The sequence below is a fragment of the uncultured Psychrobacter sp. genome (assembly GCF_947488565.1).
Taxonomy (GTDB): Bacteria; Pseudomonadota; Gammaproteobacteria; order Pseudomonadales; family Moraxellaceae; genus Psychrobacter; species Psychrobacter saeujeotis.
In genome coordinates this window covers 41,382-66,235 of record NZ_CANKZC010000006.1, presented here as the reverse complement: position 1 = coordinate 66,235, position 24,854 = coordinate 41,382, and the positions used below count along the sequence as shown (strand labels likewise).

The 24,854-nt window shown below is 42.2% G+C and carries 38 protein-coding genes; 34 read left to right on the top strand and 4 right to left on the bottom strand.

Translation table 11 applies throughout. The features are described from left to right. Window positions 1-42: 42 nt before the first annotated feature. A complete protein-coding gene (gene gatA, locus Q0890_RS12530; RefSeq protein WP_299221493.1) occupies window positions 43-1,539 on the bottom strand; it encodes an Asp-tRNA(Asn)/Glu-tRNA(Gln) amidotransferase subunit GatA in 1,497 nt (498 codons plus the stop codon). A gap of 70 nt (window positions 1,540-1,609) precedes the next feature. Then, window positions 1,610-1,924, bottom strand: a complete 315-nt coding sequence (gatC, locus tag Q0890_RS12525) for an Asp-tRNA(Asn)/Glu-tRNA(Gln) amidotransferase subunit GatC (RefSeq protein ID WP_299221490.1) — start codon at window positions 1,922-1,924, stop codon at window positions 1,610-1,612. Between the two features lie 512 nt (window positions 1,925-2,436). Here gatC and Q0890_RS12520 point away from each other — a divergent pair. From Q0890_RS12520 to rplQ, 33 genes are all read left to right on the top strand, one after another. Further along, window positions 2,437-3,465 (top strand): rod shape-determining protein, encoded by a 1,029-nt coding sequence (locus Q0890_RS12520; protein ID WP_299221487.1) that lies wholly within the window; start codon window positions 2,437-2,439, stop codon window positions 3,463-3,465. Window positions 3,466-3,661: 196 nt separating this feature from the next. Next, window positions 3,662-4,528 carry a rod shape-determining protein MreC gene (mreC, locus tag Q0890_RS12515; RefSeq protein ID WP_299221484.1) on the top strand — a complete coding sequence of 289 codons (867 nt, stop codon included), beginning with the start codon at window positions 3,662-3,664 and terminating at the stop codon, window positions 4,526-4,528. A gap of 22 nt (window positions 4,529-4,550) precedes the next feature. Next, entirely contained in the window at window positions 4,551-5,036 is a 486-nt protein-coding gene (gene mreD / locus Q0890_RS12510) for a rod shape-determining protein MreD (protein ID WP_299221481.1), read from the top strand. A 74-nt stretch (window positions 5,037-5,110) separates the two neighbouring features. Next, window positions 5,111-5,794, top strand: a complete 684-nt coding sequence (locus tag Q0890_RS12505; RefSeq protein WP_299221478.1) for a nucleoside triphosphate pyrophosphatase — start codon at window positions 5,111-5,113, stop codon at window positions 5,792-5,794. A 137-nt stretch (window positions 5,795-5,931) separates the two neighbouring features. Further along, a complete protein-coding gene (locus Q0890_RS12500) occupies window positions 5,932-7,542 on the top strand; it encodes an Rne/Rng family ribonuclease (RefSeq protein ID WP_299221475.1) in 1,611 nt (536 codons plus the stop codon). Between the two features lie 389 nt (window positions 7,543-7,931). Next, entirely contained in the window at window positions 7,932-8,243 is a 312-nt protein-coding gene (rpsJ, locus tag Q0890_RS12495; RefSeq protein ID WP_010196670.1) for a 30S ribosomal protein S10, read from the top strand. 49 nt (window positions 8,244-8,292) lie between these two features. Continuing rightward, window positions 8,293-8,931, top strand: coding sequence for a 50S ribosomal protein L3 (rplC, locus tag Q0890_RS12490; protein WP_058368261.1), 639 nt, complete (start codon window positions 8,293-8,295; stop codon window positions 8,929-8,931). Between the two features lie 14 nt (window positions 8,932-8,945). Then, window positions 8,946-9,548 (top strand): 50S ribosomal protein L4, encoded by a 603-nt coding sequence (rplD, locus tag Q0890_RS12485; RefSeq protein ID WP_299221473.1) that lies wholly within the window; start codon window positions 8,946-8,948, stop codon window positions 9,546-9,548. After that, on the top strand, window positions 9,545-9,895 hold the full coding sequence (gene rplW / locus Q0890_RS12480) for a 50S ribosomal protein L23 (protein ID WP_299221470.1): 351 nt from the start codon (window positions 9,545-9,547) through the stop codon (window positions 9,893-9,895). Before rplD ends, rplW begins: the two co-directional genes overlap by 4 nt. An 11-nt stretch (window positions 9,896-9,906) precedes the next feature. Then, window positions 9,907-10,737 (top strand): 50S ribosomal protein L2, encoded by an 831-nt coding sequence (rplB, locus tag Q0890_RS12475; RefSeq protein ID WP_299221467.1) that lies wholly within the window; start codon window positions 9,907-9,909, stop codon window positions 10,735-10,737. A gap of 12 nt (window positions 10,738-10,749) precedes the next feature. Then, window positions 10,750-11,025 (top strand): 30S ribosomal protein S19, encoded by a 276-nt coding sequence (gene rpsS / locus Q0890_RS12470; RefSeq protein WP_058368265.1) that lies wholly within the window; start codon window positions 10,750-10,752, stop codon window positions 11,023-11,025. A gap of 10 nt (window positions 11,026-11,035) precedes the next feature. After that, window positions 11,036-11,365, top strand: a complete 330-nt coding sequence (rplV, locus tag Q0890_RS12465; RefSeq protein ID WP_021813373.1) for a 50S ribosomal protein L22 — start codon at window positions 11,036-11,038, stop codon at window positions 11,363-11,365. A gap of 3 nt (window positions 11,366-11,368) precedes the next feature. After that, window positions 11,369-12,091 (top strand): 30S ribosomal protein S3, encoded by a 723-nt coding sequence (rpsC, locus tag Q0890_RS12460; protein WP_075102273.1) that lies wholly within the window; start codon window positions 11,369-11,371, stop codon window positions 12,089-12,091. Window positions 12,092-12,094: 3 nt separating this feature from the next. Continuing rightward, entirely contained in the window at window positions 12,095-12,508 is a 414-nt protein-coding gene (rplP, locus tag Q0890_RS12455; RefSeq protein WP_025644399.1) for a 50S ribosomal protein L16, read from the top strand. Next, window positions 12,508-12,705 (top strand): 50S ribosomal protein L29, encoded by a 198-nt coding sequence (rpmC, locus tag Q0890_RS12450; RefSeq protein WP_299221463.1) that lies wholly within the window; start codon window positions 12,508-12,510, stop codon window positions 12,703-12,705. The genes rplP and rpmC overlap by 1 nt, the downstream gene beginning before the upstream one ends. Beyond that, entirely contained in the window at window positions 12,702-12,977 is a 276-nt protein-coding gene (gene rpsQ, locus Q0890_RS12445) for a 30S ribosomal protein S17 (RefSeq protein WP_021813375.1), read from the top strand. The genes rpmC and rpsQ overlap by 4 nt, the downstream gene beginning before the upstream one ends. Window positions 12,978-13,158: 181 nt before the next feature. Then, a complete protein-coding gene (gene rplN, locus Q0890_RS12440; protein WP_010196702.1) occupies window positions 13,159-13,527 on the top strand; it encodes a 50S ribosomal protein L14 in 369 nt (122 codons plus the stop codon). Window positions 13,528-13,535: 8 nt separating this feature from the next. Continuing rightward, the gene (gene rplX, locus Q0890_RS12435) at window positions 13,536-13,853 is read left to right on the top strand and encodes a 50S ribosomal protein L24 (protein ID WP_201605171.1); all 318 of its coding nucleotides are present in this window, start codon (window positions 13,536-13,538) and stop codon (window positions 13,851-13,853) included. Window positions 13,854-13,874: 21 nt separating this feature from the next. Then, window positions 13,875-14,411 (top strand): 50S ribosomal protein L5, encoded by a 537-nt coding sequence (gene rplE, locus Q0890_RS12430; RefSeq protein ID WP_299221458.1) that lies wholly within the window; start codon window positions 13,875-13,877, stop codon window positions 14,409-14,411. A gap of 12 nt (window positions 14,412-14,423) precedes the next feature. Continuing rightward, window positions 14,424-14,729: a 30S ribosomal protein S14 gene (gene rpsN, locus Q0890_RS12425; RefSeq protein WP_068034613.1), complete on the top strand. Its 306-nt coding sequence runs from the start codon at window positions 14,424-14,426 to the stop codon at window positions 14,727-14,729. 11 nt (window positions 14,730-14,740) lie between these two features. Further along, entirely contained in the window at window positions 14,741-15,139 is a 399-nt protein-coding gene (gene rpsH, locus Q0890_RS12420) for a 30S ribosomal protein S8 (protein ID WP_058368271.1), read from the top strand. Window positions 15,140-15,344: 205 nt separating this feature from the next. Next, entirely contained in the window at window positions 15,345-15,878 is a 534-nt protein-coding gene (rplF, locus tag Q0890_RS12415; RefSeq protein ID WP_299221449.1) for a 50S ribosomal protein L6, read from the top strand. An 11-nt stretch (window positions 15,879-15,889) separates the two neighbouring features. Next, window positions 15,890-16,240 (top strand): 50S ribosomal protein L18, encoded by a 351-nt coding sequence (gene rplR / locus Q0890_RS12410; RefSeq protein WP_068034619.1) that lies wholly within the window; start codon window positions 15,890-15,892, stop codon window positions 16,238-16,240. A gap of 2 nt (window positions 16,241-16,242) precedes the next feature. After that, window positions 16,243-16,749: a 30S ribosomal protein S5 gene (rpsE, locus tag Q0890_RS12405; protein WP_299221442.1), complete on the top strand. Its 507-nt coding sequence runs from the start codon at window positions 16,243-16,245 to the stop codon at window positions 16,747-16,749. Between the two features lie 20 nt (window positions 16,750-16,769). Further along, window positions 16,770-16,949: a 50S ribosomal protein L30 gene (gene rpmD / locus Q0890_RS12400; RefSeq protein WP_010196714.1), complete on the top strand. Its 180-nt coding sequence runs from the start codon at window positions 16,770-16,772 to the stop codon at window positions 16,947-16,949. Next, entirely contained in the window at window positions 16,949-17,389 is a 441-nt protein-coding gene (gene rplO, locus Q0890_RS12395) for a 50S ribosomal protein L15 (RefSeq protein ID WP_299221439.1), read from the top strand. The genes rpmD and rplO overlap by 1 nt, the downstream gene beginning before the upstream one ends. Window positions 17,390-17,408: 19 nt before the next feature. Then, window positions 17,409-18,740 carry a preprotein translocase subunit SecY gene (gene secY, locus Q0890_RS12390; RefSeq protein WP_299221673.1) on the top strand — a complete coding sequence of 444 codons (1,332 nt, stop codon included), beginning with the start codon at window positions 17,409-17,411 and terminating at the stop codon, window positions 18,738-18,740. Between the two features lie 30 nt (window positions 18,741-18,770). Next, window positions 18,771-18,887 (top strand): 50S ribosomal protein L36, encoded by a 117-nt coding sequence (gene rpmJ, locus Q0890_RS12385; RefSeq protein ID WP_010196721.1) that lies wholly within the window; start codon window positions 18,771-18,773, stop codon window positions 18,885-18,887. Window positions 18,888-19,139: 252 nt separating this feature from the next. Beyond that, window positions 19,140-19,496: a 30S ribosomal protein S13 gene (gene rpsM, locus Q0890_RS12380; RefSeq protein ID WP_299221435.1), complete on the top strand. Its 357-nt coding sequence runs from the start codon at window positions 19,140-19,142 to the stop codon at window positions 19,494-19,496. 20 nt (window positions 19,497-19,516) lie between these two features. Beyond that, the gene (gene rpsK / locus Q0890_RS12375) at window positions 19,517-19,906 is read left to right on the top strand and encodes a 30S ribosomal protein S11 (RefSeq protein WP_058368279.1); all 390 of its coding nucleotides are present in this window, start codon (window positions 19,517-19,519) and stop codon (window positions 19,904-19,906) included. Window positions 19,907-19,954: 48 nt separating this feature from the next. Beyond that, window positions 19,955-20,596 (top strand): 30S ribosomal protein S4, encoded by a 642-nt coding sequence (rpsD, locus tag Q0890_RS12370; RefSeq protein WP_010196731.1) that lies wholly within the window; start codon window positions 19,955-19,957, stop codon window positions 20,594-20,596. 81 nt (window positions 20,597-20,677) lie between these two features. Next, window positions 20,678-21,685, top strand: coding sequence for a DNA-directed RNA polymerase subunit alpha (gene rpoA, locus Q0890_RS12365; protein ID WP_087040762.1), 1,008 nt, complete (start codon window positions 20,678-20,680; stop codon window positions 21,683-21,685). A 19-nt stretch (window positions 21,686-21,704) separates the two neighbouring features. Beyond that, window positions 21,705-22,064 (top strand): 50S ribosomal protein L17, encoded by a 360-nt coding sequence (rplQ, locus tag Q0890_RS12360; RefSeq protein WP_021813387.1) that lies wholly within the window; start codon window positions 21,705-21,707, stop codon window positions 22,062-22,064. A 91-nt stretch (window positions 22,065-22,155) separates the two neighbouring features. Here rplQ and Q0890_RS12355 read toward each other — a convergent pair whose 3' ends face one another. Next, window positions 22,156-22,776, bottom strand: coding sequence for an L-threonylcarbamoyladenylate synthase (locus Q0890_RS12355; protein ID WP_299221426.1), 621 nt, complete (start codon window positions 22,774-22,776; stop codon window positions 22,156-22,158). Between the two features lie 237 nt (window positions 22,777-23,013). Continuing rightward, window positions 23,014-23,772, bottom strand: coding sequence for an elongation factor P hydroxylase (locus Q0890_RS12350; RefSeq protein WP_299221423.1), 759 nt, complete (start codon window positions 23,770-23,772; stop codon window positions 23,014-23,016). Window positions 23,773-23,927: 155 nt separating this feature from the next. Here Q0890_RS12350 and Q0890_RS12345 point away from each other — a divergent pair, with 155 nt between their 5' ends. Beyond that, entirely contained in the window at window positions 23,928-24,518 is a 591-nt protein-coding gene (locus Q0890_RS12345) for a YceD family protein (RefSeq protein ID WP_299221421.1), read from the top strand. Window positions 24,519-24,854: the final 336 nt, after the last annotated feature.

The window sequence follows — 24,854 nt, the reverse complement described above, 5'->3', positions numbered from 1 at the left end:
TTGCGCATATTATACGGTAAGTTATTTGACTATAACGGAGTATTAAACCGCCTTCTCGGCGATAGCAGAAGATTGCAAATGGTGATCTGTATGCTGCTGAAATAAATGAGCGGTGGCCAACAGCTTACTTTCTTGCCAATATTGACCAATCAATTGCAAGCCAATAGGCAAGCCTTCTGAGGTCAAACCAACTGGCTGACTGAGTGCAGGTAGACCGGCCAAGTTAACCGCGATGGTGTAGACATCACCTAAGTACATCGTTGCAGGATCAAGGTCTTCACTAAGTTTGTAAGCTGCCGTTGGGGAAGTTGGGCTGGCAATCACATCACAATCGGCAAATGCTTCATCGAAATCTTGTACGATTAAGCGGCGTATTCTTTGAGCTTTTGTATAATAAGCATCAAAATAACCTGCAGACAATGCATAGGTACCTGTCAAGATACGACGTTGTACTTCAGGACCAAAACCTTCAGAGCGTGAGCGTGTATATAGATCGACTAGATCAGTTGGGTTTTCACAGCGATAGCCAAAGCGTACGCCATCGAAGCGCGAGAGGTTAGATGATGCTTCAGCAGGCGCTAGCATGTAGTAGGTGGCAAGGGTGATCTCAGGATCAGTAATGTTCACCTCTACAATGGTTGCGCCCAGATCTTCATACTGTTTGAGAGCCGCACGAACCGCTTGTTCGACCTCGCTATCAAGCCCTTCACTGAAGTATTCTTTTGCGACACCGATACGTAGACCATCAAAGGGCTTGTCACCGGCGGCTGCCTCTGCATCATTAAGGTCTTGTACGTAATCAGGCATATCATATTTGATAGAGGTTGCATCACGCGGATCATGACCGATCATCGGCTGTAGTAGATACGCGCAGTCTTTGGCGCTACGACCCATGCTACCGGCTTGGTCAAGACTTGAGGCATAGGCGATCATACCGAAGCGCGATACACGGCCATAAGTGGGCTTGATACCTGTCAAGCCGCAAAACGATGCAGGCTGACGAATAGAGCCTCCAGTATCACTACCTGTTGCCACTGGCACAAAACCTGCGGCGACAGCGGCAGCACTACCACCAGATGAGCCGCCAGGGACACGCTCTAGGTTCCAGGGATTTTGTACGGTCCCATAGTATGAGCTACTGTTGTCTGAGCCCATGGCAAACTCGTCCATATTGAGCTTACCTAAGCTAATCATGCCCGCTTTGTCGATATTGGAGACGATAGTGGCGTTATAAGGTGAGACAAAGTTATGAAGCATTTTAGAACCACAAGTGGTCAGTACGCCTTGGGTACAAAAGATGTCTTTATGCGCCATTGGCACCCCGAGCAGACGTCTTTTATCGCCTTGTGCTCGCATCTCATCAGCTGCCTGTGCTTGGGCGCGTGCCGTCTCAGAGGTTCGTGTGATAAAACTATTAATCTTGCCATCTAGCGCGTCAATGCGCTTGATATAATGGTCAGTCAGCTCAAGGCTGCTAAATTGTTTGTCTTGTAAGCCTGTGACAAGCTGCTGGGTACTCAATAGATGAAGTTCAGACATAAGGTGTCGTCCGTCAAAATGTTAATAGCATAAAATGTAAGAAAATAAACGTAAATATCAGTACAGCGGACTATTCAATGACCTGCGGTACCAGATATAGTCCATCTTCTACAGCGGGCGCAACTGACTGATTACGTGCACGATTGATATCGTGTTTTGCCACGTCAGTGCGCAACTCTTGGCAAGCCTCATGAATATTTGATAGAGGTTTGACACCATCTGTATCGACGTTTCCAAGGGTTTGCATAAGGGTTAGCACCTTACTGATATCGTCAGCGTAACTGCTCGCCGTACTTGCATCGACACCTAAACGGGCCAAATTGGCAACTTCTAAAATTTCTTCACGACTAACATTGCTGTCGGACGTTGCAGGTTGCTGTGACATAATTTCTCCAGTTAAAGACAGTTTTTGTTAGAGTAGGTATATGACTACTAAAATAATATCGTATATAGAGTGAGTTTATTATAAAGCATCTGGCCTAAGTTTACAGAGCGCTGTGTTAGATTGCTGCATAATCACAAACAACTGGTACTGTGACGATACAGTTATTGATTTATTTTCAATTGCCTAACAATTAACTTGCTAAATACGGTAAAGTAGCCGCACATTGTTTGGCGAAAGTACGATATAGCGATAAACGCTATTGAAAAATCACTTAATCGATTTATTAAGGTCTATTTTTTGATTAAATAATACTTACTTTACAGTGTAAATAACGATGTTTTTTTGAGACTAAATCGGTATAATTTATCTCACTTTTAGTTTCTAGTCAGTATTGCATGATTCAAACCTATCGCAAAGATACGTTTTTGTTTGTTTGAGTCTTTAACCGCTCTCTACTTGATACTAATAAGCATCGCCTCAGTCATCTCATTTGTAAGCCGCTGGATATATTAATGAACCCGTTTGGATTTTTATCGAATAATATCGCTATCGACCTTGGTACCGCGAACACCTTAATTTTTATTCCTAATAAAGGGGTAGTGCTCGATGAGCCTACGGTGGTCGCCTTACGTAGCAACCGTACGCAAAACCCGACCGTCGCTGCTGTTGGTCTTGATGCCAAGCAAATGCTTGGACGTACTCCTGCCAATATTACTGCCATTCGTCCATTAAAAGACGGGGTCATCGCTGACTTTGAAGTCACCCAAAAGATGCTAAAGCATTTTATTGCCAAAGTAAAAGCCAAACGTTTTATGGCACAGCCCAATGTCGTGGTTTGCGTACCTTGTAAGTCGACTCTGGTTGAGCGAAAGGCTATTCGTGAAGCAGTGTCATCAGCGGGCGCTAACAAAGTACTGCTATTAGAAGAGCCGATGGCCGCAGCTATCGGTGCAGGAATGCCGGTTCATGAGGCCAGTGGTTCAATGGTCGTCGATATCGGTGGTGGTACCACTGAGATTGCTGTTATCGCACTGTCTGGCTGTGTGTATGCCGAATCGATTCGTATTGGTGGTGATATGTTTGATGACGCGATTATTACTCATGTACGCCGTACCCATGGTTGTGTGATTGGTGAGACAACCGCCGAACGTATCAAACAAGAAGTGGGCTCGGCGCTTAACGAAGAGAGCAACTTAGAGGTAGAAGTCCGTGGCCGTAGTATGGCAGAAGGCGTACCTAAGACGTTTATCATCAATTCAGAAGAAATCCAAAAAGCATTAAGCGATCCGCTAAGTGGTATCGTCAGTGCAGTAAAAGCTGCACTTGAACAAACCCCGCCTGAGTTGTCATCAGATATCGCCGAGCGCGGTATTGTCCTAACTGGGGGTGGTGCATTATTACGTGATTTGGATAAGCTTATTTCAAAAGAGACTGGTCTACCAGTTACTGTTGCAGAAGACCCACTTACTTGTGTCAGTCGTGGTGGCGGTATTGCGCTTGATTTTATTAATAACAAAAGCTTAAATATGATTTTTGTATAAAGCTTTTATAAGCGCTTTGGTTACTTGCAATAGTGATTCTGGTCACTTGTAGATAATAAACCTAGGCTAAAATGAATAACTGAACAAAGGCGGTCAATATGGCTGCCTTTGTTGTATCAACAACTAGCATACGCCGTTATGTTCGCGCATAATAGCTTTATACCCCGCGCTGGGTACCGATCAAATTAGATGCCCTATGATCCCAAGTATTTTTGCTCGTCAGCCACTCGCACTTCGTAGGACTGCTATTGTATTAATAGTGGCGTTAATTATCATGTGGTTTGATAGCAAAAATCCGGAGTTGTTTAAACCTGTCCGTAGTATTAGTCATGCTGCCATGCAGCCTATCTATGAATTTTCTTTATTACCAAGCTATGCTGAACACTGGGCACGCGGTAGCATACAATCAAAAGAAGCTTTACGCCGCCAAAACGTACAATTAAAATCACAACTGATTCATGCAAAAGCAAAGCTTCAGCAGCAAGATTATATCTTGGCGCAAAATGCCCGCTTACAAGGTATCTTATCAACGACCAAGCCTGATTTGTTTGATTTAAATTTAGCACAAGTGATTGGCACCGATACCAATTTACTCAAACAGATCGTAGTGCTTAATAAAGGCGCCAAAGACGGTGTTCAAGTTGGCCAAACGGTGATTGATGAAAACGGTATTTTGGGGCAAATTATCAATGTCTATCCCAATACCAGCCGCTTGTTACTCATCACAGACGAGCAGCAATCAGTTGCCGTAACCATCAAGCGTACTGGTCAACGTGCCATTGTCACAGGTGCAGGTATTCCAACCTCATTGAGCCTTAATTACGTATTCAAAACCTCGGATGTACGTATTGGCGACGAGCTAGTATCTTCCGGTTTAGGCGGCCGTATTCCAGCGGGCTATCGTGTCGGCCGTATTACCCGCATCACAGACACTCAAGCCGACAATTTTAGAACGATTGAGGTATCACCTGCTGCCAACTTTGTTGATAATGCTTATGTGCTTATCTTACAAGATAAGGTGACGTATACTGACACCGAATTACCACTACCTGCCAGTCGTTAATAAATCGTTAAGGCAAGCATTCATGGCACTTTCAAACTCTGAGCATTCATCTAGTAAGATGCTTATCGCAATCATATTGAGTTTTGTGGTTGCCTCATCACCTAGTGTCTATCCACTAAGCCCAAGCATGGCAGCTTTACGTCCCATGATCTTAATGATGGTATTGATATTTTGGTTGTTGTTTCAGCCGCGATATGTTGGAGTCTTTACCGCTTTTATGGTTGGTATTATTGCTGACTTGTTGATGGATACTCATCTTGGACAGCAAGCATTTGCAGCAGTCGTCATGGTATTGGCACTTAGGGTTTGCAGTCTTCAAGTCAAGCAGTTAAATACATTTAGCGCCTGGTTTTTAGCAGCTATTGGGTTGATTGTTTTTCAGCTTACTCTATGGATATTACAATTGATGACCCAAAGTTTATTCATTGCACAGTCAGGATTGTCTTTGTTGATGAGCATCTTAAGCTGGCCTCTCATACTGTTAATATTGCGTGGATTTACGCGTTAGATGATTCATACGTCAGTTTTTGCACAGCATTTAATTTAAGAATAATAAGTCCTGACAATAATAAGAGGGTATTAATGACTATTATATTGGCGTCTGGTTCGCCCCGTCGTCGTAAGCTTCTGAGCAATGCCAAGCTCGAGCTTGATGTCATGAGCGTTGATATTGATGAGACTCCCAACGACAATGAGTCTCCAAAAGAGTATATTCAACGCATGATTGCGGCCAAGGCTGACGCAGCTATCATGCAACTAAAGACAAATTATCATCATGACTCTTTCAAATCATGCAAACTTGCCACATCATTTATTGTTCTAACAGCTGATACTATCGGTGTATTACCTGATGGTCACACAGTTCTTGTCAAGCCCGCAGATCGCGCTTATGCCTACCGCATGTGGCAGCAAATGTCTGATAGCTCTCATCAAGTATGGACTGCCGTACAAGCAACCTTAGTATCATTCACTGACGAAGTAAAAGAGCTAAACGACAGACCATTAAAAGCTGTCTGGCAAAAACAAATTATTGAATCGACAGATGTCACCTTTGTTCCTTTAACACAAAATATGATGCGTAATTATTGGGACAGTGGCGAGCCCGCTGACAAGGCAGGGGGGTATGCTATTCAAGGTTTAGCGGCTGCTTGGGTGACGCGTATCAATGGCAGTTATACCAATGTCGTGGGCTTACCATTGGCGCAAACGTTAGCATTAATCGATGAAGCAGCTAAGGTCCAAAAATCTAAGAATAAACAAACATAAAGACTGTTTATAAAGTAGATGTGAAAGTAAGCAGTCACATAATGACACGGCAGGGTAGTGGGCAGCATGATGGGACATTTGTTAGACTGTGATTTCAATATTAATAAGTACCATAAGTAATAAATAAGAGAAAAAATATGTCTGAAGAGCTGCTAATGAATGTCAGTCCAATGGAATGCCGCGTGGCTGTTCTAGATAATGGCGTGCTCGGTGAGATTTATATAGAGCGCCATCATAAATTGGGATTGGTTGGTAATATTTATCTGGGAACGGTTGTCCGCGTGTTGCCTGGTATGCAGGCGGCGTTTGTTGATATCGGTCAATCACGAACCGCATTTTTACATGTTAATGATATGCAACGTGAGCCGCGCCCAGTCGTCGAAAATAAAAATACCATAGTTGACGATGATAACCATAAACAAACTGCCGCTACGGGGGCTAGTCCAGTTGTAAATACTATGGAAGGCCTGGCCGTCACGCCACCTGTAGTCAGAACGCGCAGTACAGAGGTGATTCCTGTCACTAAAACACTTATCCAGCATCGTCTGCACGAAGGTCAACGTATCCTTGTACAAGTAACCAAAGATCAGCTAGGGAGTAAAGGCGCACGCTTGACTACCAATATCTCATTACCATCACGGTATCTTGTGTATTTGCCATCAAGCGATCATGTTGGCATCTCTCAACGTATTGATAGTGAAGATGAGCGTACTCGCTTAAAGACTGAGCTGACAAGTTTGATGCAGACAGTCAGCTTAAAAGGTGGTTTGATCGCTCGTACCGCTGCTGAGCGCGTACCTGTGAACAAACTTGAAGAAGATATTTATTACCTTGTCCAGCTGTGGCGAACCATTTGTGCGCGTCGTCAAGAGATAAATCACCATCAAAGCTCTGAGCTTATTTATCAAGAGTTATCGTTACCACTGCGCTCGATACGTGACTTGGTTCATGCTGATACTGAAAAAGTTATTATCGATAATGCGCAAGTTTATGAGCAAGTACGATATTTTGCCAAAGAGTTTGTGCCTTTTGTCTATGAGCGAATTGTACATTATACCGCCGAGCCAGCGTTGTTCGACGTGCACCGTGTCGAGGACGACCTACGCGATGCCTTAAAACGCCGTGTCGATCTAAAATCTGGTGGTTATCTTATCATTGATCAGACAGAGGCAATGACCACCATCGATGTCAACACCGGCTCTTTCGTTGGCGGGCGCTCACTAGAAGATACTGTCTACAAGACTAACCTTGAAGCCACGCATGCCATTGCTCGCCAACTGCGTCTGCGTAATTTAGGTGGTATTATCATACTAGACTTCATTGATATGTTAGAACAAGAACATAAAAATGATGTATTAACAAGTCTGCAAGAACAACTGGCACAAGACTATGCTAAAACCAATATCACTCAAGTGAGTGAGCTTGGGTTGGTTGAGATGACACGTAAGCGTACGCGTGAGTCTTTAGGCCAGCAACTGTGTGAGCCTTGTTCAACTTGTCAAGGTCGTGGGTTTGTCAAAACAGCTGAAACGGTTTGTTTTGAGATATTTCGTGAAATGATGCGCTGTGCTCGTACTTATAATTCACCAAAGAAGTTTACCGTCGTGGCTCATGCTGCAGTTATTGATTTATTACTAACCTCAGAAGCAGATACCGTTGCAGATCTTGAGTATTTGCTAGGACGAGTGATTACATTTGAAGTAGAAAACCTATATACCCAAGAACAATATGATATTGTTTTAGATTGAATATGGTTTAAAGTAAGACTTCATTTTCCCATAATTTGAAAACGATGCTTTCTTAAGAGGCCTTTTTACAAGAGACTTGCAATCAGATAAATACTCTGTATAATACACACCACTGAATTATATACGCGCAGCTAATAAAACAGCCAGCGCTATGACAGCTAGAGCATCGTTTCTAGCACTATTTCATTATGCCTTTGCTGACCTCTATATGAATAGGAGGGTTGGCGGGGCTTTAAACTATTTTACTTTTAGCACGCTATAAGTTCCGCTAAAGAACTCATTCTGGTTAAGAACAGAAGGCCGCTTTAAGTGAATATTTAACCAAACGGCTTTTGCTCATTTACTTGCAAAGCAAGAATGACAAGAGCACATATTAGGAGCTTGCTGGCATGGCTAACCAGAGAATCCGTATCCGTCTTAAGTCTTTTGATCATCGTTTGATTGATCAATCTGCACAAGAGATCGTTGATACTGCAAAGCGCACCGGTGCGCAAGTTTGTGGTCCTGTACCGTTGCCGACTCGCATTGAGCGCTTCAACGTTCTAACTTCGCCACACGTCAATAAAGACGCACGTGATCAGTACGAAATCCGTACTCATAAGCGTATGGTTGACATTGTTCAGCCTACTGACAAAACTGTGGACGCGTTAATGAAGTTAGACTTAGCGGCGGGCGTTGACGTTCAAATTGCTTTGGGTTAATGCATATTAAACGCCCAACTCATTAATATAAGATATAAAGAGGTCTAAAATGGCGATCGGTTTAGTCGGTAAAAAATGCGGCATGACCCGTATCTTCACTGAAACAGGTGCCTCTATCCCTGTAACAGTGATTGAGGTTAGTGCAAACCGCATTACTCAATTAAAAAATACTGATGTAGATGGCTATCAAGCCATTCAAATCACCACAGGTACTCGTCGTGACAGCCGCGTAACAGCCGCACAGAAAGGTCACTTCGCAAAAGCTGGCGTAAAAGCTGGTCGTGGTGTTTGGGAATTTCGTGCCAATGATAGCGATCTTGAAGGTCGTGAGATTGGTGGTGAGATCCTAGCTGACTTGTTCGAACAAGGTCAGATGGTTGATGTCACAGGACAGAGTAAAGGTAAAGGCTTTCAAGGCGGCGTAAAGCGTCACAACTTTAGCATGCAAGATGCCACTCATGGTAACTCAGTATCTCATCGTGCCCTTGGTTCAACTGGTCAGAACCAGTCACCAGGTAAAGTATTCAAAGGCAAAAAGATGCCAGGTCAGATGGGTAATAAACGTGTCACCGTTCAAGGCCTAGAAGTGGTTTCGGTTGATGCCGAAAAAGGGTTACTTGTCATCAAGGGTGCTATCCCAGGTGCCACCGGTGGCGACGTTATCGTACGTCCGTCAATCAAAGCCTAAGCAAGGGGATTAACGTGGATTTAAAAACAGTTACAGGTGCGGCGGTTGAGCTTTCTGATACGGCTTTTGGTCGTGAATTCAACGAAGCATTAGTGCATCAAGTCGTCACTGCATATCTTGCAGGTGCTCGTCAAGGTACACGTGCGCAAAAGACCCGTGCCGAAGTTTCTGGCGGTGGTATTAAGCCATGGCGCCAAAAAGGTACTGGTCGCGCTCGTGCAGGTTCTATTCGTAGCCCAATCTGGCGTTCTGGTGGTCGTGCATTCGCGGCAAAACCACAAGACTGGTCACAGAAAGTCAACCGCAAAATGTATCGCGGGGCTATGCAGTGCATCCTAGCCGAATTGGTACGTCAAGAGCGTCTGATTTTGGTTGAAGAGTTGACTTTGTCTGCACCTAAGACCAAAGAGCTGATCGCAAAGTTAAGTGATTTAAATGCACCTCGTGCACTTATCGTTACTAAAGAAGTTGACGAAAACTTATACTTAGCTGCTCGCAATATCCCACATGTCAATGTACTTGGTACATCTGAAGTGGATCCAGTGAGTTTGATTGCTTTTGATAAAGTGATCATGTCAGTTGAAGCTGCGAAACAATTTGAGGAAGCACTAGCATGAATAACGCAAGACTTTATCAGGTCTTAAGAGGGCCTGTCTTCTCAGAAAAATCTCAAATGCTTGGTGACTCACTTGGTGTACAGGTATTTAAAGTTGACTCTAATGCTACTAAGCTTGAAGTCAAAAAAGCAGTTGAGTTGATGTTTGAAGGTGTTGAAGTTACTAAAGTGAACACTTTGAATGTTAAAGGTAAGACAAAGCGTTTTGGTAAAAGCATCGGCCGTCGTAATGATTTTAAAAAGGCCTATGTTACCTTAAAAGCTGGTCAAGATGTACAAATGGCTGATGCTGGTGAAGAAGTTGCAAGCGCGACTGACTCTACTAGTGAAACAGCGAACAACGAATAAGGATTACAATCATGCCTATCGTAAAAGCAAAGCCAACATCACCAGGCCGTCGTTTTGTTGAAAAAGTGGTGCATCCACACCTTTACAAAGGTCGTCCTTATGCAGCACTTGTCGAATCAAAAAGTAAGTCAGGTGGTCGTAATAACAATGGTCGCATAACGACTCGTCACGTTGGCGGTGGTCATAAGCATCATTATCGTATTATTGACTTTAAGCGTACTAAAGACAATATTCCAGCAACGGTAGAGCGTATCGAATACGATCCTAACCGTACTGCACATATTGCATTACTAAAATACGCTGATGGCGAACGTCGTTACATCATCGCTGCTAAAAAACAAGCAGTTGGTGACACTGTAATGTCAGGTGAAACTTCACCAATTCGTCCAGGCAACTGCCTACCGCTTAAAAACATCCCATTGGGTACTGTGATTCACAATATCGAGCTTAAAATCGGTAAAGGTGCACAGATGGCTCGTTCTGCGGGTGCTAGTGTTCAGTTGCTAGGTCGTGATGGTATTTATGCGATTCTTCGTCTACGTTCTGGTGAAACTCGCCGTGTACACGTTAATTGCCGTGCAGTTATCGGTGAAGTCTCTAACACTGAAAACAACCTGAAATCACTTGGTAAAGCTGGTGCTTCACGTTGGCGCGGTGTTCGTCCTACGGTTCGTGGTGTTGCGATGAACCCGGTTGATCACCCACATGGTGGTGGTGAAGGTCGTAATAAAGGTCGCCATCCAACCAGCCCTTGGGGTCAGAAGTCTAAAGGACTGAAAACGCGTCACAATAAGCGTACTGACAGTATGATCATTCGTCGCCGTCGCGCCAAGAAGAAATAAAGGAAGAATCTCATGCCTCGTTCATTGAAAAAAGGTCCATTCATAGACGCGCATCTGTTTGCTAAAGTTGAGAATGCTATTGACACCAACTCACGCAAACCCATTAAAACTTGGTCGCGCCGCTCGATGATTCTGCCACAAATGGTTGGCCTAACTTTGTCTGTTCACAATGGCCGTACTCATGTACCGGTTATCGTGAGTGAGCAGATGGTTGGTCATAAACTAGGTGAATTTGCCCCGACTCGTACGTATCGTGGTCACGGCATTGACAAAAAAGCTAAGAGATAAGGTGCTTACCATGGAAGTAACTGCAAAATTACGCGGTGCCGCCATATCGGCACAAAAAGTTAGACTCGTTGCTGATGAAGTTCGCGGCAAATCTATTGAGCGTGCTTTGGATATCCTAACGTATAGCAATAAAAAAGGCGCTGTGTTTGTTAAGAAATGCCTTAACTCAGCCATCGCCAATGCCGAACATAATCATGGCTTAGATATTGATGACTTAAAAGTCGCCACTATCTACGTTGATGAAGGCATTACGCTAAAGCGTATCCTACCACGTGCCAAAGGTCGTGCTGATCGTATCAGTAAGCGTACCTGTCACATCACTATAAAGGTAGGAGAATAAGTTATGGGTCAAAAAGTACATCCAATCGGAATTCGTCTTGGTGTTGTCAAAAAGCATAACGCAAACTGGTATGCTAACCCTAAACAATACTCAGAATACCTAATTAACGACATTCAAGTTCGTGAATATCTACGCAAAAAGCTAGATAACGCTATGATCAGCAACATCATGATTGAGCGTCCTACTGGTGCTGCTAAGATTACCATTGCTACGGCACGTCCTGGTATTGTTATCGGTAAAAAAGGCGAAGATATTGAAAGACTTCAAAAAGAGTTGACCAAAATTATGGGCGTACCTGCTCAGGTCAATATTGAAGAAATCACATCGCCTGATCTTGATGCACGTTTGGTAGCAGATGGTATTGGTAGTCAGCTTGAGCGCCGTGTTATGTTCCGTCGTGCGATGAAGCGCGCTGTACAAAACAGCATGCGTTCTGGTGCTAAAGGTATTAAAGTTGAGCTGTCTGGCCGTCTTGGCGGTGCTGAGATTGCTCGTACTGAATGGTACCGTGAAGGTCGTGTGCCATTGCATACACTCCGTGCTGATATTGACTATGCGTCAATTCGTGCAGAGACAACTTACGGCACCATTGGTGTTAAAGTTTGGATTTTCCGCGGAGAGATCCTTGACGGTATGAACAGCGTTTATAATCCCGTCAATGAAGAGAAGCCTCGTGCGCCAAAACGCCGTGGTCGTGGAAACCGTCGAAACTCAGACAGAGGTTAAACTATGTTACAGCCAAAACGTACCAAGTTTCGTAAAATGCATAAAGGTCGTAACACAGGGCTCGCTCATCGTGGAAGCACCGTTGCATTCGGACAAATTGGTCTAAAATCATTGACGCGTGGTCGTATGACAGCCCGTCAAATCGAAGCAGCACGTCGTACTATTACACGTAAAATTAAGCGTGGTGGTAAAATTTGGATTCGTGTATTCCCAGACAAACCAATTACCAATAAGCCATTAGAAGTACGTATGGGTAAAGGTAAAGGTCCAGTCGAGTATTGGGTATGCGAAATCAAGCCTGGTAAAGTGCTATATGAAATCGAAGGGGTCTCAGAAGAGCTTGCTCGCGATGCCTTAACGCTTGCTGCAGCAAAGTTGCCCTTTAAAACTACCATTGTTAAGCGGACGATAATGTAATGAAGATCAGTGAATTACGTGATAAATCATTAGAAGAACTGACCCAGTTACTTGATGAAAAGCAACTTGATGCTTTCCGTATTCGTATGGCTAAAGCAACTGGACAGTTGGGTAATACCCATGAAGTCAAAGGCAATCGTCGTACGATTGCTCAGATTCAGACTTTGATTAACGAGAAACAACGAGGCGACTCATGAGCGATAACAATCAAACAGCTACTAATGCTAGCGTATTGACAGGACGAGTTGTCAGCGACAAGATGGACAAGTCCATCACGGTTTTGATTGAGCGTCTGGTTCGTCATCCTTTGTATGGCAAACAGCTTCGTCGTTCTACAAAAATCAAAGCCCATGATGAGAATAATGTTTGCCAACAAGGTGATCTTGTCCGCATCAAAGAAACGCGTCCAATCTCAAAAACTAAGTCTTGGACTTTAGTTGATGTGGTTGAAAAAGTAGAAAAAATCTAAGTAAATTGCATTAAAGGCCAGAAGCTGTTAAAATAGCCGCCTTTTTAAGGATGCTGATTGCGCCCGTCGTATATCACTCACATTAAGAGTTAGGTGCGGTTATTTACATTAAAATGCCGTCTACTCATACTGTGCTAGCGGCAGCAACTGGTTTTTTTGCTCATACGTGTGGAGTAACGCTATGATTCAGGTTGAGTCAATGCTGGAAGTTGCAGACAATAGCGGTGCAAGGCGAGTTCAGTGCATTAAAGTACTGGGTGGATCTCATCGTCGTTATGCATCAGTTGGCGACATTATTAAAGTAACGGTTAAAGAAGCCATTCCTCGTGGTCGTGTTAAAAAAGGCGACGTGATGAATGCAGTAGTTGTACGTACCAAAAAAGGCGTTCGTCGTCCTGATGGTTCAGTTCTACGTTTTGATGACAATGCTGCGGTATTGTTGAACCAAAACAAAGCACCGATTGCAACTCGTATTTTTGGACCGGTAACTCGTGAACTACGTGGTGATCAGTTTATGAAAATTGTATCACTAGCACCAGAAGTATTGTGAGGTAATCCATGTCAAAATTACGTAAAGGCGATACAGTTATCGTGATTGCTGGGAAAGATAAAGGCAAGCAAGGTACTGTACAAGCTGTAAAAAACGATCGTATTAAAGTAGAAGGCATTAACATTGTCACTAAACATCAGAAGCCAAATCAGGCGACTGGCGTTGAAGGTGGCATCGTTAAGCAAGAAGCTTTTTTGCATATTTCAAATGTCGCAATTTTAAATGCGCAAACCCAAAAGGCAGACCGTATTACTTATCAATTCGGCGAAGACGGCAAAAAACAACGCGTCTATCGTTCGAATGGTGAAGTAGTGGCGACTGCGTAAGACACTAAGGGTGTAATGGTAATGGCAAGATTAAAATCTTTATATAACGATAAACTAAAGCAGCAAATCAAAGAAGAGCTTGGTTTAGACAATGTGATGCAAGTGCCTAAAATCACTAAAGTCACACTTAATATGGGCGTTGGTGGCGCATCTCAGGACAAGAAATTGCTTGAAGGTGCTGTCGCTGATATGACTGCAATTGCTGGTCAAAAGCCTGTTGTCACCAAAGCGCGTAAATCAGTTGCTGGCTTTAAAATTCGTGAAGAATGGCCGATTGGCTGTAAAGTAACGCTACGCGGTGAGCAAATGTACGAATTTTTAGATCGTCTGATTGCCATTGCAATTCCTCGTATTCGCGATTTCCGTGGTTTTTCACCTAAAGCTTTTGACGGACGTGGTAACTACTCACTGGGTATTAAAGAACAAATCGTATTCCCAGAAGTAGACTTTGATAAGATTGATCGTATTCGTGGTATGGATGTGACTATCACTACGTCAGCTGGTACTGATGAAGAAGGTCGTGCGTTACTTAAAGCATTCGGCTTCCCATTTAAATAAGGTAAAGACGTTATGGCAAAAAAGAGCATGATTAACCGCGAATTAAAGCGCGAAAAAATGGTTGCTAAATATGCTGAAAAGCGTATTAAGTTAAAAGAAACCATCAGTGATATGACTGCAAGCGACGAAGAACGTATGGATGCGATGTTAGAGCTACAAGCTTTACCACGCAATTCATCACCAGTTCGTCTGCGCAATCGTTGTGCTATCACCGGTCGTCCTCATGGCTACTTCCGTAAGTTTGGCTTATCACGTAATATGTTACGTGAGCGAGTCATGCAAGGCGATGTGCCTGGTGTTCGTAAAGCAAGCTGGTAAGGGGTAATTACATGAGTATGCAAGATACCGTTGGAGATATGCTAACCCGTATCCGTAACGCACAAATGGCTAATAAAGTATCCGTAGCGATGCCAAGCTCAAAACTACGTAAATCGATTGCTGATTTATTGGTTAATGAAGGTTATGTAGCGAGTGCTGTTGTTACTGAAGAAGACAACAACAAAGCGACACTTACTATTGAACTAAAATACTTCGAAGGCCGCGCTGTCATCGAAACTATTCAACGTTATAGTCGTCCTGGCTTGCGCCAGCATCGCGGCAAAGACGCTATCCCTACTGTTAAGCAAGGTATGGGTGTTGCTATCGTATCAACCAGCCAAGGTATCATGAGCGATCGTGCTGCTCGCGCTGCTGGTATTGGTGGCGAAATCGTTGCGTTTGTTGCATAAAACAACGTGATGAGAAGTCCTACTTGAATCCTATTTGGTTTGATTATCTTGTTAAAGATGATCTAAACCAAGAATAAGTTAGATATCTGAAAATTTTACAAAAATTGGATGATGTTTAGCTGGATCAATTATGCTAAACTAGCAGGCTTTTTAGTCTGTTAGTTTTTTCGCTAATATAAGTTTTAATTTTTCAAGGAATATTCCTATGTCTCGTGTGGCTAAAGCCCCAGTGACGCTACCTAGCGGTGTAAGCGTTACTTTGAACGATCGGCAGGTCGAAGTTAAAGGCAAGAATGGCTCTATGTCTTTACGCCTGCATGAATTGGTCGAGCTGAACCAGGAAGATGATAATATCATTCTCTCACCTACAGTCGATTCAAAAGAAGCTATGATGCATACTGGTACTATGCGCGCCTTACTTAACAACTATGTTATAGGTGTCAATGAAGGTTTTGAAAAACGCCTTCAACTGATCGGTGTCGGTTATCGCGCACAAGCGTCTGGTAGCAAAGTAACCCTTAATGTTGGTTACTCACATCCAGTAGAATACACGTTACCTGAAGGTGTATCAGCTGAAACCCCAACGCAAACTGAAATTGTTTTGAAATCAAACAATAAACAGCAGCTTGGTCAAGCAGCCGCCAACATCCGTGGTTTCCGCCCACCAGAGCCTTACAAAGGTAAAGGTATTCGTTATAGCGACGAGCATGTAGTTCGTAAAGAAGCTAAGAAAAAATAAGGTGAGTTGAAATGTTTGATAAAAAAGCAGCTCGTCTGCGTCGAGCTAAAAAAACCCGCGCGCATATCCGTTTTTTAGGCGTTCATCGTCTAACGGTTAACCGCACGCCGAAGCACATATATGCCCAGATTATCTCTCCTAACGGTGGTGAAGTGATTGCTCAGGCATCTACCTTGGACGGCAGTTTGCGCTCGGGCGCAACTGGTAACGCTGATGCAGCGACGTCTGTAGGCCAAATGATCGCAGAACGCGCAAAAGCAGCTGGTATTACTAAAGTTGCCTTTGACCGTAGTGGTTTTAAATATCATGGTCGAGTGAAAGCTTTAGCTGAAGCAGCTCGCGAAAATGGATTGGAGTTTTAATCATGGCGAGAAATGATAAAAATGAACAGACCGATGGTCTAGTAGAACGTTTGGTAACTGTTGATCGCGTTGCAAAAGTTGTTAAAGGTGGTCGTATTTTCTCATTTACTGCACTAACTGTAGTGGGTGATGGTAATGGTCGCGTTGGTTTTGGTCGTGGTAAAGCACGTGAAGTACCGGCTGCCATTCAAAAAGCGCTAGAAGCTGCTAAACGTAATATGATTACTGTTGAGCTTAATGAAGCGACTTTGTATCATCCGATTAAAGCACGTCATGGTGCAAGTAAAGTTTATATGCAGCCTGCATCTGAAGGTACTGGCGTAATCGCTGGTGGTGCAATGCGTGCAGTACTAGAAGTTGCGGGTGTCAAAGATGTTTTGACCAAATGTTATGGTTCTACCAATACTGCTAACGTTGTTCGTGCAACGTTTAACGGTTTACGTGATATGTCAACTCCAGAAAAGATGGCAGCAAAACGTGGTAAATCTGTAGACGAAATCTTGGGTTAACTTAAACTAGGTGAGTTACGATGAAAAAAATGAAAGTCACTCAATTTAAATCGGGTGCCCATCGCCTAAAGAGCCACAAAGCGAGCTTGAAAGGATTGGGTTTACGCCGTATTAACCATACTGTTGAAGTAGAAGATACTCCTTCAACTCGTGGTATGGTCAATCGCGTCAACTACATGGTAAAAGTGGAGGAAGCGTAATGGGACTTAGATTAAATGAATTATCACCTGGTGTTGGTGCAAAGAAAACTGCCCAACGTCGAGGTCGTGGTATCGGTTCAGGTCTTGGTAAGACTGGTGGTCGCGGTGTAAAAGGACAAAAATCACGTTCAGGTTCTAGCATTCGCTCAGGATTTGAAGGTGGCCAGATGCCTTTGTATCGCCGTCTACCAAAATTTGGTTTTACCAGTAAAATGGCAATGACGACTGCTGAAGTCCGTTTGTCTGAACTGAATAAAATCGAAGGTGATGTAGTTAGCCTAGAAACTCTTAAGGCTGCTAACCTTATTCGTCGCGATATGAAGCGTGCTCGTATCATGCTATCAGGCGAAGTTACTAAAGCTTATACCTTTAAAGGTATCAAAGTAACGAAAGGCGCTAAGCAAGCAATCGAAGCTGCTGGTGGTAGCATCGAGGAGTAGTAACGTGTCAAAACAATCAATGTCATCGTCTGGTATACCGCTTAATCCATTTGCTTTCATACGTAAATATGATGAGCTTTGGACACGCTTATTATTCTTAATCGGCGCATTGATTGTTTATCGTTTAGGGTCGCATATTCCAGTACCGGGCATTAATCCGGTTAATTTAGCTGATCTATTCTCGCGTAACGAAAACACCATATTAAGCATGTTTAATATGTTCTCGGGTGGTGCGCTTGAACGTATGTCTATTATGGCACTTGGTATTATGCCATACATCTCGGCATCAATTATTGTACAGATGATGTCTGCGGTAGTGCCATCGCTTGAAGCGCTTAAGAAAGAAGGTGAAGCAGGACGACGTAAGCTAAATAAGTATACCCGCCAAGGAACACTTGCTTTAGCTTTAGTACAGTCGTTGGGAATGTGTGCTGGCTTAATCAGTCAAAATTTAACATTATCTACTGGTCTTACCTTTTATATTCCTGCAGTTACTTCGTTAGTAGCAGGCGCTATGTTCTTAATGTGGCTTGGTGAGCAGATTACAGAGCGTGGTGTAGGTAACGGGATCTCAATGTTGATTTTTGCGAGTATTGTTGCCGGAACTCCTGGAATGATTTCGCAGTCTATTGAACAGGTTAATCAAGGCCAAATGAACTTGATTGTGCTATTTATTTTTGTAGTACTAGGGGTCGCGGTTACTGCTGGTATCGTTTATATCGAACGAGCTCAGCGCCGGGTACCTGTGAACTATGCTCAAAAGCAACAGCAAGGCCGCAAAATTTATGCTCAGCAGCAATCACATTTGCCACTGAAAATAAACATGGCAGGTGTTATTCCTGCTATTTTTGCTAGCTCATTATTGCTGTTTCCAGCCAGTTTAGGACAGTGGGTAGGTCATTCGACTGATCCTACCTTCACTCAGAAAATTCTACAAAATATGGCATTGGTATTGTCTCCAGGACAACCTTTATATTTAGTTCTTTTCGGTGCGATGATTATATTCTTCTGTTATTTTTATACAGCATTAGTATTTAGTCCACGCGAAGTTGCAGAAAACCTTAAACGTAGTGGTGCGTATATTCCAGGTATTCGACCAGGACAGCAAACACAGCGTTACCTCGATCATGTATTAAATCGATTAACTTTTATCGGTGCGATATACATGACAGTTATTTGTTTAATGCCAATGGTTATCCAATCATCATTTGGAGTACCATTTAATCTTGGCGGTACATCGTTATTGATTATGGTGGTTGTAGTTATGGATTTCATATCGCAAATTCAAGCGCATTTGATGACCCATCAATATCATGATCAGACGTTAATTCAGTCGCCTACTCAATCTTAAAGAGTAGTGTGATATTTCAAGGAGCATGCTATGAAAGTTCAAGCATCAGTTAAAAAGATTTGTGGTAGCTGTAAGGTTGTACGCCGTAAAGGTCGTGTCCATATCATTTGCACAGCAGAACCACGCCACAAGCAGCGTCAAGGTTAATAGATAGTAGTATAGGTGAACATACCTTAACTATAAACAAAATTAATACTTGAATTATAACGGCGGATGCGATATCATCCGCCACTTGCCGTAGTTTATGCTAACTCATTTATTAACCTAATTTATAAATAAACTTGTTATCAAGTTAAAATGTTAATAGTGGCGTAAAAGAATTAGTATTAACAGCAATAAATCTGAGAAATGATGTTTATTTACGAATAAAGCTCGTTTTTCTTTAATGGAGAGAAATCAATGGCTCGTATTGCCGGTGTAAACATTCCGGATAATAAGCATGCTGTTATTTCACTAACTTATATCTTTGGTGTAGGTCGTACCACTGCTCAGAAAATCTTAGAAGCAGTTGGCATTGCCCCTACTACTAAAGTTAATCAGTTAGATGATACACAGTTAGATGCTATCCGTGCACAAGTTGCAAATTACACGACTGAAGGTGATCTTCGTCGTGAAGTGTCAATGAATATCAAGCGTTTGGTAGATCTTGGTTGTTATCGTGGCATTCGCCATCGTCGTAACTTACCTGTTCGCGGTCAAAATACCAAGAACAACGCTCGTACTCGTAAGGGTCCGACACGCCCTCTCAAAAGATAATTAACTTAGGAAGCTAAAAGATGGCTAAAGACACTCGTAGTCGCAAAAAAGTGACTCGTCGTTCAGTATCGGAGGGCGTAGCCCATATCCATGCGTCTTTTAATAACACCATTGTTACGATTACCGATCGTCAAGGTAATGCATTGGCTTGGGCCACTTCAGGTGGACAAGGCTTCCGTGGTTCACGTAAATCTACACCATTTGCAGCGCAGGTTGCAGCTGAAGTCGCTGGTAAAGCGGCCCAAGAATATGGTGTTAAGAATATCGATGTTTTGGTCAAAGGACCAGGACCGGGTCGTGAGTCTGCGGTAAGAGCACTAGGTGCATTGGGTTATAAAGTTAACAGCATCTCTGATGTAACCCCAATCCCACACAATGGTTGCCGTGCGCCGAAAAAGCGCCGCGTCTAATATTAAAGACGAAGCTTTTTATTATAAGAGCTTATAGGAGACATAACAATGGCCCGCTATATTGGACCAAAACTCAAATTATCACGTCGTGAAGGTACAGACTTAGGCCTTAAGTCTGGTGTTAAACCATACGATGTAAAAACAAAGAAAGCTGGACGTCCACCAGGTCAACACGGCGTAAGCCGTAATAAGACTTCAGAATATGCTTTACAGCTGCGCGAAAAGCAGAAAGTTAAACGTATTTATGGTGTATTAGAGCGCCAGTTTGCTAATTACTATAAAGAAGCTGCACGTAAGCGTGGTGCTACTGGTGAAAACCTACTAGCTATGCTAGAAAGTCGTTTAGACAACGTAGTATATCGCATGGGCTTTGGCTCAACTCGCGCTGAAGCACGTCAGTTAGTCAGTCACCGTACTGTTATGGTAAAAAAAGCTGGTCGTGATGAGTTTGTTCGTGTGAACATTCCGTCAATTCAGCTTCAAGATGGTGATGTCATCGCTATCCAAGAGAAGTCTCGCGAACAGTTGCGTATCAAAAACGCTATCGAGTTAGCGACACAACGTGGCATTCCAGAATGGCTAGATGTTGATCACAGCAAATTACAAGGTACTTTTAAACAAGCACCTGATCGCATTGATCTACCTGCTGAAATCAACGAAAGCTTGATCGTTGAGCTATACTCTAAGTAAATGACGTAACGCTCAGCATCATAATAATGATGTTGAGCAGTCAACGTTAATTAAACCAGTTTAATAAATCGAGGTGACATCATGATGCTAAATGCAACTGAGTTTCTAACGCCGAACGCCATTAATGTGGATACGGTTAATGAAACGATTGCGAAAGTCACGCTCGAACCGTTAGAACGTGGCTTTGGGCATACTCTAGGTAATGCTCTACGTCGCATCTTATTATCTTCATTACCTGGCGCTGCAGTCATTGAAGCTGAGATTGATGGTGTTGACCATGAATACTCAACCCTCGAAGGACTACAAGAAGACGTGCTTGATCTGCTTTTGAACTTGAAAGGCTTAGCAATTACGCTTCATGACCAAAATGAAGTATTCTTGACCTTGGATAAACAAGGTCCAGGCACTATTACTGCTGCAGACATCGCACTACCGCATAACGTAGACATTATCAATCCAGAGTTGGTGTTGGGTACGTTGAGTGATCGTGGTCATCTTAAGATGCGTTTGCGTGTAGTAATGGGTCGTGGATATGAGCCAGCAAATCAGCGCCGTGAAGACGGTGATACTAAAGCAATTGGACGCTTGAAGCTTGATGCAAGCTTTAGTCCTGTGCTACGTGTCGCTTATCAAGTTGAGAACGCTCGCGTAGAGCAGCGTACTGATCTTGATCGTCTTATCGTTGAGCTTGAAACCAATGGCACTATAGATCCAGAAGAAGCAATTCGTAAAGCAGCTACTATTTTACAACAACAGATTTCTATCTTCGTTGATCTAGAAGCTGAAGAAGCGCCTGAGCCTGTGAAAGAAAAAGAAGAGGTTGATCCAGTGCTTTTACGCCCTGTGGATGATCTTGAACTAACGGTTCGCTCAGCCAACTGCTTGAAAGCTGAAAACATTTACTATATCGGTGATTTGGTACAACGTTCAGAGACTGAACTATTAAAAACCCCAAATCTTGGTAAGAAGTCATTAACAGAAATCAAAGACGTACTAGCGTCTAAAGATTTAGAGCTTGGTATGCGTCTAGACAACTGGCCGCCAGCTGATTTACGTGTTGATGATCGCTTTTCTTATCGTAGCCGTTAAACTTTAAGGATATTTGACTATGCGCCATCGTAAGAGTGGAGTCAAGCTGGGTCGTACCGGCAGTCATCGTAAGGCAATGTTTCAGAACATGACTAACTCATTATTTGAGCATGAACTGATCAAAACAACTTTACCGAAAGCAAAAGAATTACGCCGCGTCGCTGAACCATTAATCACTATGGCTAAAGAAGACAGCGTTGCTAATCGCCGTTTAGCATTTAGCCGTATGCGTAGCAAAGCTATGGTAGGCAAACTATTTGGTACGTTAGGTCCTCGTTACCAGACGCGTCCAGGTGGCTATTTGCGTATTGTAAAATGCGGTTACCGTGATGGTGACAATGCACCAATGGCTTATGTAGAATTGGTTGATCGTGACTAATTTTATATGCTGATTAAATGTATAAAAAAGGCTCCAATTGAATTGGAGCCTTTTTTACATCTGTAATTTAGTTAACTATCGTATTAGCTAGTTAAAGTAACAATGACTCGACATCGGCAGCGCCTTGTCTAATAATTTCAGGCTGGCTGCTAGTCATATCTACGATAGTTGTTAGCTTAGTGGTTTTAATACCTGCATTAATAAGTGCATCAATTTGATTACCTAGTAGTTCTTCAATCTCAAAAGGATCATCTAAGATATCGCCGCGATCAGGTAAGATTAGCGAGCTAGTCAGGATGGGTTCATCCATCGCTTCTAATAAGGCTTGAGCAATAGGATTGCTAGGCATTCGAATGCCAATGGTTTTTTTCTTCGCATGCGCTAATTTCTTTGGCACATCTTTGGTAGCATTTAGGATGAAAGTAATTGGGGCCGGTGTATGCGCTTTTAGTTGTTTAAATTGTATATTATCTACCGTAGCATAGTTAGCGATTTCGCTCAGATCACGGCAAAGTAGGGTAAATTGATGCTTATCATCAAGTTCGCGGATTTGTTTGAGCTTATTCAGTGCATCTTTTGCACCTAAGCGACAACCAAAAGCATAACTAGTATCAGTTGGGTAAATGATTAATTGATCTTTTCGCAATAGGTCAGCTGCTTGTTCAATAAGACGCGGCTGCGGATTATCAGGATGAATGTAGAATATTTCCATAGTGGTTCCTTATTTTATAATTATTAATTTTGAATTGAGAAGATTTTTTTATTGACTGATTAAACATGGTTTAAACGCTAAATATATTAAAAGATTTATTCTAAAAATAAAGTAGGTCAATATCCTTAATAATAGCGCTTAAGTTATCAGTATAGCTTAAAGCGGATATAGGTTTAATGGCAAGGCGTTACCAACCGTAGAAAAACGTTAATAAGTAGGGAGGCTAAGTAAGTCACATTAAGTGCTGATTTCAGATGAAGACGTCTTACAAACGCTAAGTAATGCAGCTAATAAAGTCTTGGCATCACGTGGTAAAGTATGAGGTTCGGCTATATAGTTTTTTACTTGCTGATAGACATCACTGGCGAAAGTACTATCGCTAGTATCAAACTTAGCAAACAAGTTGTCTTGTGAGACTTGAAACTGTCGCCCACAAGCTAAAGTAAATAAACACTCCAATGCTTGAGGTTTTATTTCTACATGCTCAAATGCTTGTTGCTGAGCAGCTGATCTACCATCTGGGGCATACCAGTAGCCAAAGTCAGATAGACGTCTACGAGCTTCACCAGCCACGCACCAATGACTAATCTCATGCAAGGCGCTTGCAAAAAATCCATGAGCGAACTCAATACGTGCAAGTTGTTCTCCTTGGATAGGAAAATACTCTGGTTCTTGTTTACCGCGTACCAGCTCTACTTTTTGTTCTAAGAACAAGGTGTTGAATAATGATATTAGCCAATTAGTAAGGTTATATTCAGAGTCTTTAAAAGTATCTGGTGAGCTTATAAAGGTATTATTATCTATTTGATAGCCGGCGTTCATACTAGTTAGCAACTGCCATTTTTGCTGTGAACTTATTAAATAACTTGTAAGCTTATTTCGATAAGTATTTTCATCAGTTAAATTCTCTAGTGCCATCAGTTTATTTAAAAGAGTGATAGAATCGGCAGTAGTCAATGCTGTAGAAAAATCAATGTGTTTAGACTGAGTATTCATAGATAAACAGATTCATTAAATAAGTAAAAATATATTTTTGAAAAATTTTTTTAATTGGTATCAAAAATCGTAACATACTAGCGCTAGCGTCATATTGGGCTTTCCGTTAGTATGTCATGCAATATTATACACCGTTTTGAACCACGAGGCGCCATATGTCAAGTACTTCAAAGAATCCTGAATCTATTCAAAATCATGGAAATAGTACAGTTACATCTGCAAATATGCCAGAGCAAATCTCTTTGGATAAATGGGCAGATAGCGGGTTTGATTGGCAGGGTGAGGTTGCGCCTGCAAAGTTTGAACGTTTAGCTAAACTTTTAACAGATGAGCATGAACAACCAAAATTGAGCTTGGATGCTAATTTATACCGTCATAATAATGTTTTACATTTCACTTTTAAATTGACAGGAAAAATATGGTTGACCTGTCAGCGTTGTTTACAACCTGTTGAAACTGATCTTACAGATAACTACGACATTGCTTTGCTTGATGATGAAGATCAAGTACGTTTGATTGATAATGAGCAAGACTATTTACTGTTAGATGAGATTATTACTGAGCAAACGTCAGAGCGTTTTTTACCTTTCAAAAAATTGATAGAAGATGAGATTTTATTAAAGACACCATTGGCACCAAAACATGACGATTGTGAAATGGTGGTTGAACAGTTTGGTGATATACCTGAAGAAGAAGAGACTGAAAACCCTTTTGCAGCGCTAGCTGCGCTAAAAGGTAAATTATAGTAATTATTATATAAGAACATCAGGTAGTATAAAGCACCAACCATATTAACTAAGTTATCTTGATCATTTTATTATTAACAATATTTTTTATCATCTTTATGTACAAGAGTGAAAGTCAGTACTTTATTATTTGTCTAAACATGCGTATAATGTCCGGTTTATTGCATTCTGGCAACGTACTATATGTGATTAAAGATTAACCAAATTATCCATAGATTTTATATTTAGTTAGTGTTTGATGCATATCGTAAAATATTTGATGATGCGTAAGACTTAGGTTGTTGTGATTATATAGCCTCTGTCAGTATCGATTAAAGCTGAATTCTAAGCTTGTCC

Bases quoted from the DNA above. Each gene is read 5' to 3' on its own strand.
- gatA (WP_299221493.1), bottom strand. From the start codon at position 1,539: ATGTCTGAACTTCATCTATTGAGTACCCAGCAGCTTGTCACAGGCTTA.
- gatC (WP_299221490.1), bottom strand. From the start codon at position 1,924: ATGTCACAGCAACCTGCAACGTCCGACAGCAATGTTAGTCGTGAAGAA.
- Q0890_RS12520 (WP_299221487.1), top strand. From the start codon at position 2,437: ATGAACCCGTTTGGATTTTTATCGAATAATATCGCTATCGACCTTGGT.
- mreC (WP_299221484.1), top strand. From the start codon at position 3,662: ATGATCCCAAGTATTTTTGCTCGTCAGCCACTCGCACTTCGTAGGACT.
- mreD (WP_299221481.1), top strand. From the start codon at position 4,551: ATGGCACTTTCAAACTCTGAGCATTCATCTAGTAAGATGCTTATCGCA.
- Q0890_RS12505 (WP_299221478.1), top strand. From the start codon at position 5,111: ATGACTATTATATTGGCGTCTGGTTCGCCCCGTCGTCGTAAGCTTCTG.
- Q0890_RS12500 (WP_299221475.1), top strand. From the start codon at position 5,932: ATGTCTGAAGAGCTGCTAATGAATGTCAGTCCAATGGAATGCCGCGTG.
- rpsJ (WP_010196670.1), top strand. From the start codon at position 7,932: ATGGCTAACCAGAGAATCCGTATCCGTCTTAAGTCTTTTGATCATCGT.
- rplC (WP_058368261.1), top strand. From the start codon at position 8,293: ATGGCGATCGGTTTAGTCGGTAAAAAATGCGGCATGACCCGTATCTTC.
- rplW (WP_299221470.1), top strand. From the start codon at position 9,545: ATGAATAACGCAAGACTTTATCAGGTCTTAAGAGGGCCTGTCTTCTCA.
- rplB (WP_299221467.1), top strand. From the start codon at position 9,907: ATGCCTATCGTAAAAGCAAAGCCAACATCACCAGGCCGTCGTTTTGTT.
- rpsS (WP_058368265.1), top strand. From the start codon at position 10,750: ATGCCTCGTTCATTGAAAAAAGGTCCATTCATAGACGCGCATCTGTTT.
- rplV (WP_021813373.1), top strand. From the start codon at position 11,036: ATGGAAGTAACTGCAAAATTACGCGGTGCCGCCATATCGGCACAAAAA.
- rpsC (WP_075102273.1), top strand. From the start codon at position 11,369: ATGGGTCAAAAAGTACATCCAATCGGAATTCGTCTTGGTGTTGTCAAA.
- rplP (WP_025644399.1), top strand. From the start codon at position 12,095: ATGTTACAGCCAAAACGTACCAAGTTTCGTAAAATGCATAAAGGTCGT.
- rpmC (WP_299221463.1), top strand. From the start codon at position 12,508: ATGAAGATCAGTGAATTACGTGATAAATCATTAGAAGAACTGACCCAG.
- rpsQ (WP_021813375.1), top strand. From the start codon at position 12,702: ATGAGCGATAACAATCAAACAGCTACTAATGCTAGCGTATTGACAGGA.
- rplN (WP_010196702.1), top strand. From the start codon at position 13,159: ATGATTCAGGTTGAGTCAATGCTGGAAGTTGCAGACAATAGCGGTGCA.
- rplX (WP_201605171.1), top strand. From the start codon at position 13,536: ATGTCAAAATTACGTAAAGGCGATACAGTTATCGTGATTGCTGGGAAA.
- rplE (WP_299221458.1), top strand. From the start codon at position 13,875: ATGGCAAGATTAAAATCTTTATATAACGATAAACTAAAGCAGCAAATC.
- rpsN (WP_068034613.1), top strand. From the start codon at position 14,424: ATGGCAAAAAAGAGCATGATTAACCGCGAATTAAAGCGCGAAAAAATG.
- rpsH (WP_058368271.1), top strand. From the start codon at position 14,741: ATGAGTATGCAAGATACCGTTGGAGATATGCTAACCCGTATCCGTAAC.
- rplF (WP_299221449.1), top strand. From the start codon at position 15,345: ATGTCTCGTGTGGCTAAAGCCCCAGTGACGCTACCTAGCGGTGTAAGC.
- rplR (WP_068034619.1), top strand. From the start codon at position 15,890: ATGTTTGATAAAAAAGCAGCTCGTCTGCGTCGAGCTAAAAAAACCCGC.
- rpsE (WP_299221442.1), top strand. From the start codon at position 16,243: ATGGCGAGAAATGATAAAAATGAACAGACCGATGGTCTAGTAGAACGT.
- rpmD (WP_010196714.1), top strand. From the start codon at position 16,770: ATGAAAAAAATGAAAGTCACTCAATTTAAATCGGGTGCCCATCGCCTA.
- rplO (WP_299221439.1), top strand. From the start codon at position 16,949: ATGGGACTTAGATTAAATGAATTATCACCTGGTGTTGGTGCAAAGAAA.
- secY (WP_299221673.1), top strand. From the start codon at position 17,409: ATGTCATCGTCTGGTATACCGCTTAATCCATTTGCTTTCATACGTAAA.
- rpmJ (WP_010196721.1), top strand. From the start codon at position 18,771: ATGAAAGTTCAAGCATCAGTTAAAAAGATTTGTGGTAGCTGTAAGGTT.
- rpsM (WP_299221435.1), top strand. From the start codon at position 19,140: ATGGCTCGTATTGCCGGTGTAAACATTCCGGATAATAAGCATGCTGTT.
- rpsK (WP_058368279.1), top strand. From the start codon at position 19,517: ATGGCTAAAGACACTCGTAGTCGCAAAAAAGTGACTCGTCGTTCAGTA.
- rpsD (WP_010196731.1), top strand. From the start codon at position 19,955: ATGGCCCGCTATATTGGACCAAAACTCAAATTATCACGTCGTGAAGGT.
- rpoA (WP_087040762.1), top strand. From the start codon at position 20,678: ATGATGCTAAATGCAACTGAGTTTCTAACGCCGAACGCCATTAATGTG.
- rplQ (WP_021813387.1), top strand. From the start codon at position 21,705: ATGCGCCATCGTAAGAGTGGAGTCAAGCTGGGTCGTACCGGCAGTCAT.
- Q0890_RS12355 (WP_299221426.1), bottom strand. From the start codon at position 22,776: ATGGAAATATTCTACATTCATCCTGATAATCCGCAGCCGCGTCTTATT.
- Q0890_RS12350 (WP_299221423.1), bottom strand. From the start codon at position 23,772: ATGAATACTCAGTCTAAACACATTGATTTTTCTACAGCATTGACTACT.
- Q0890_RS12345 (WP_299221421.1), top strand. From the start codon at position 23,928: ATGTCAAGTACTTCAAAGAATCCTGAATCTATTCAAAATCATGGAAAT.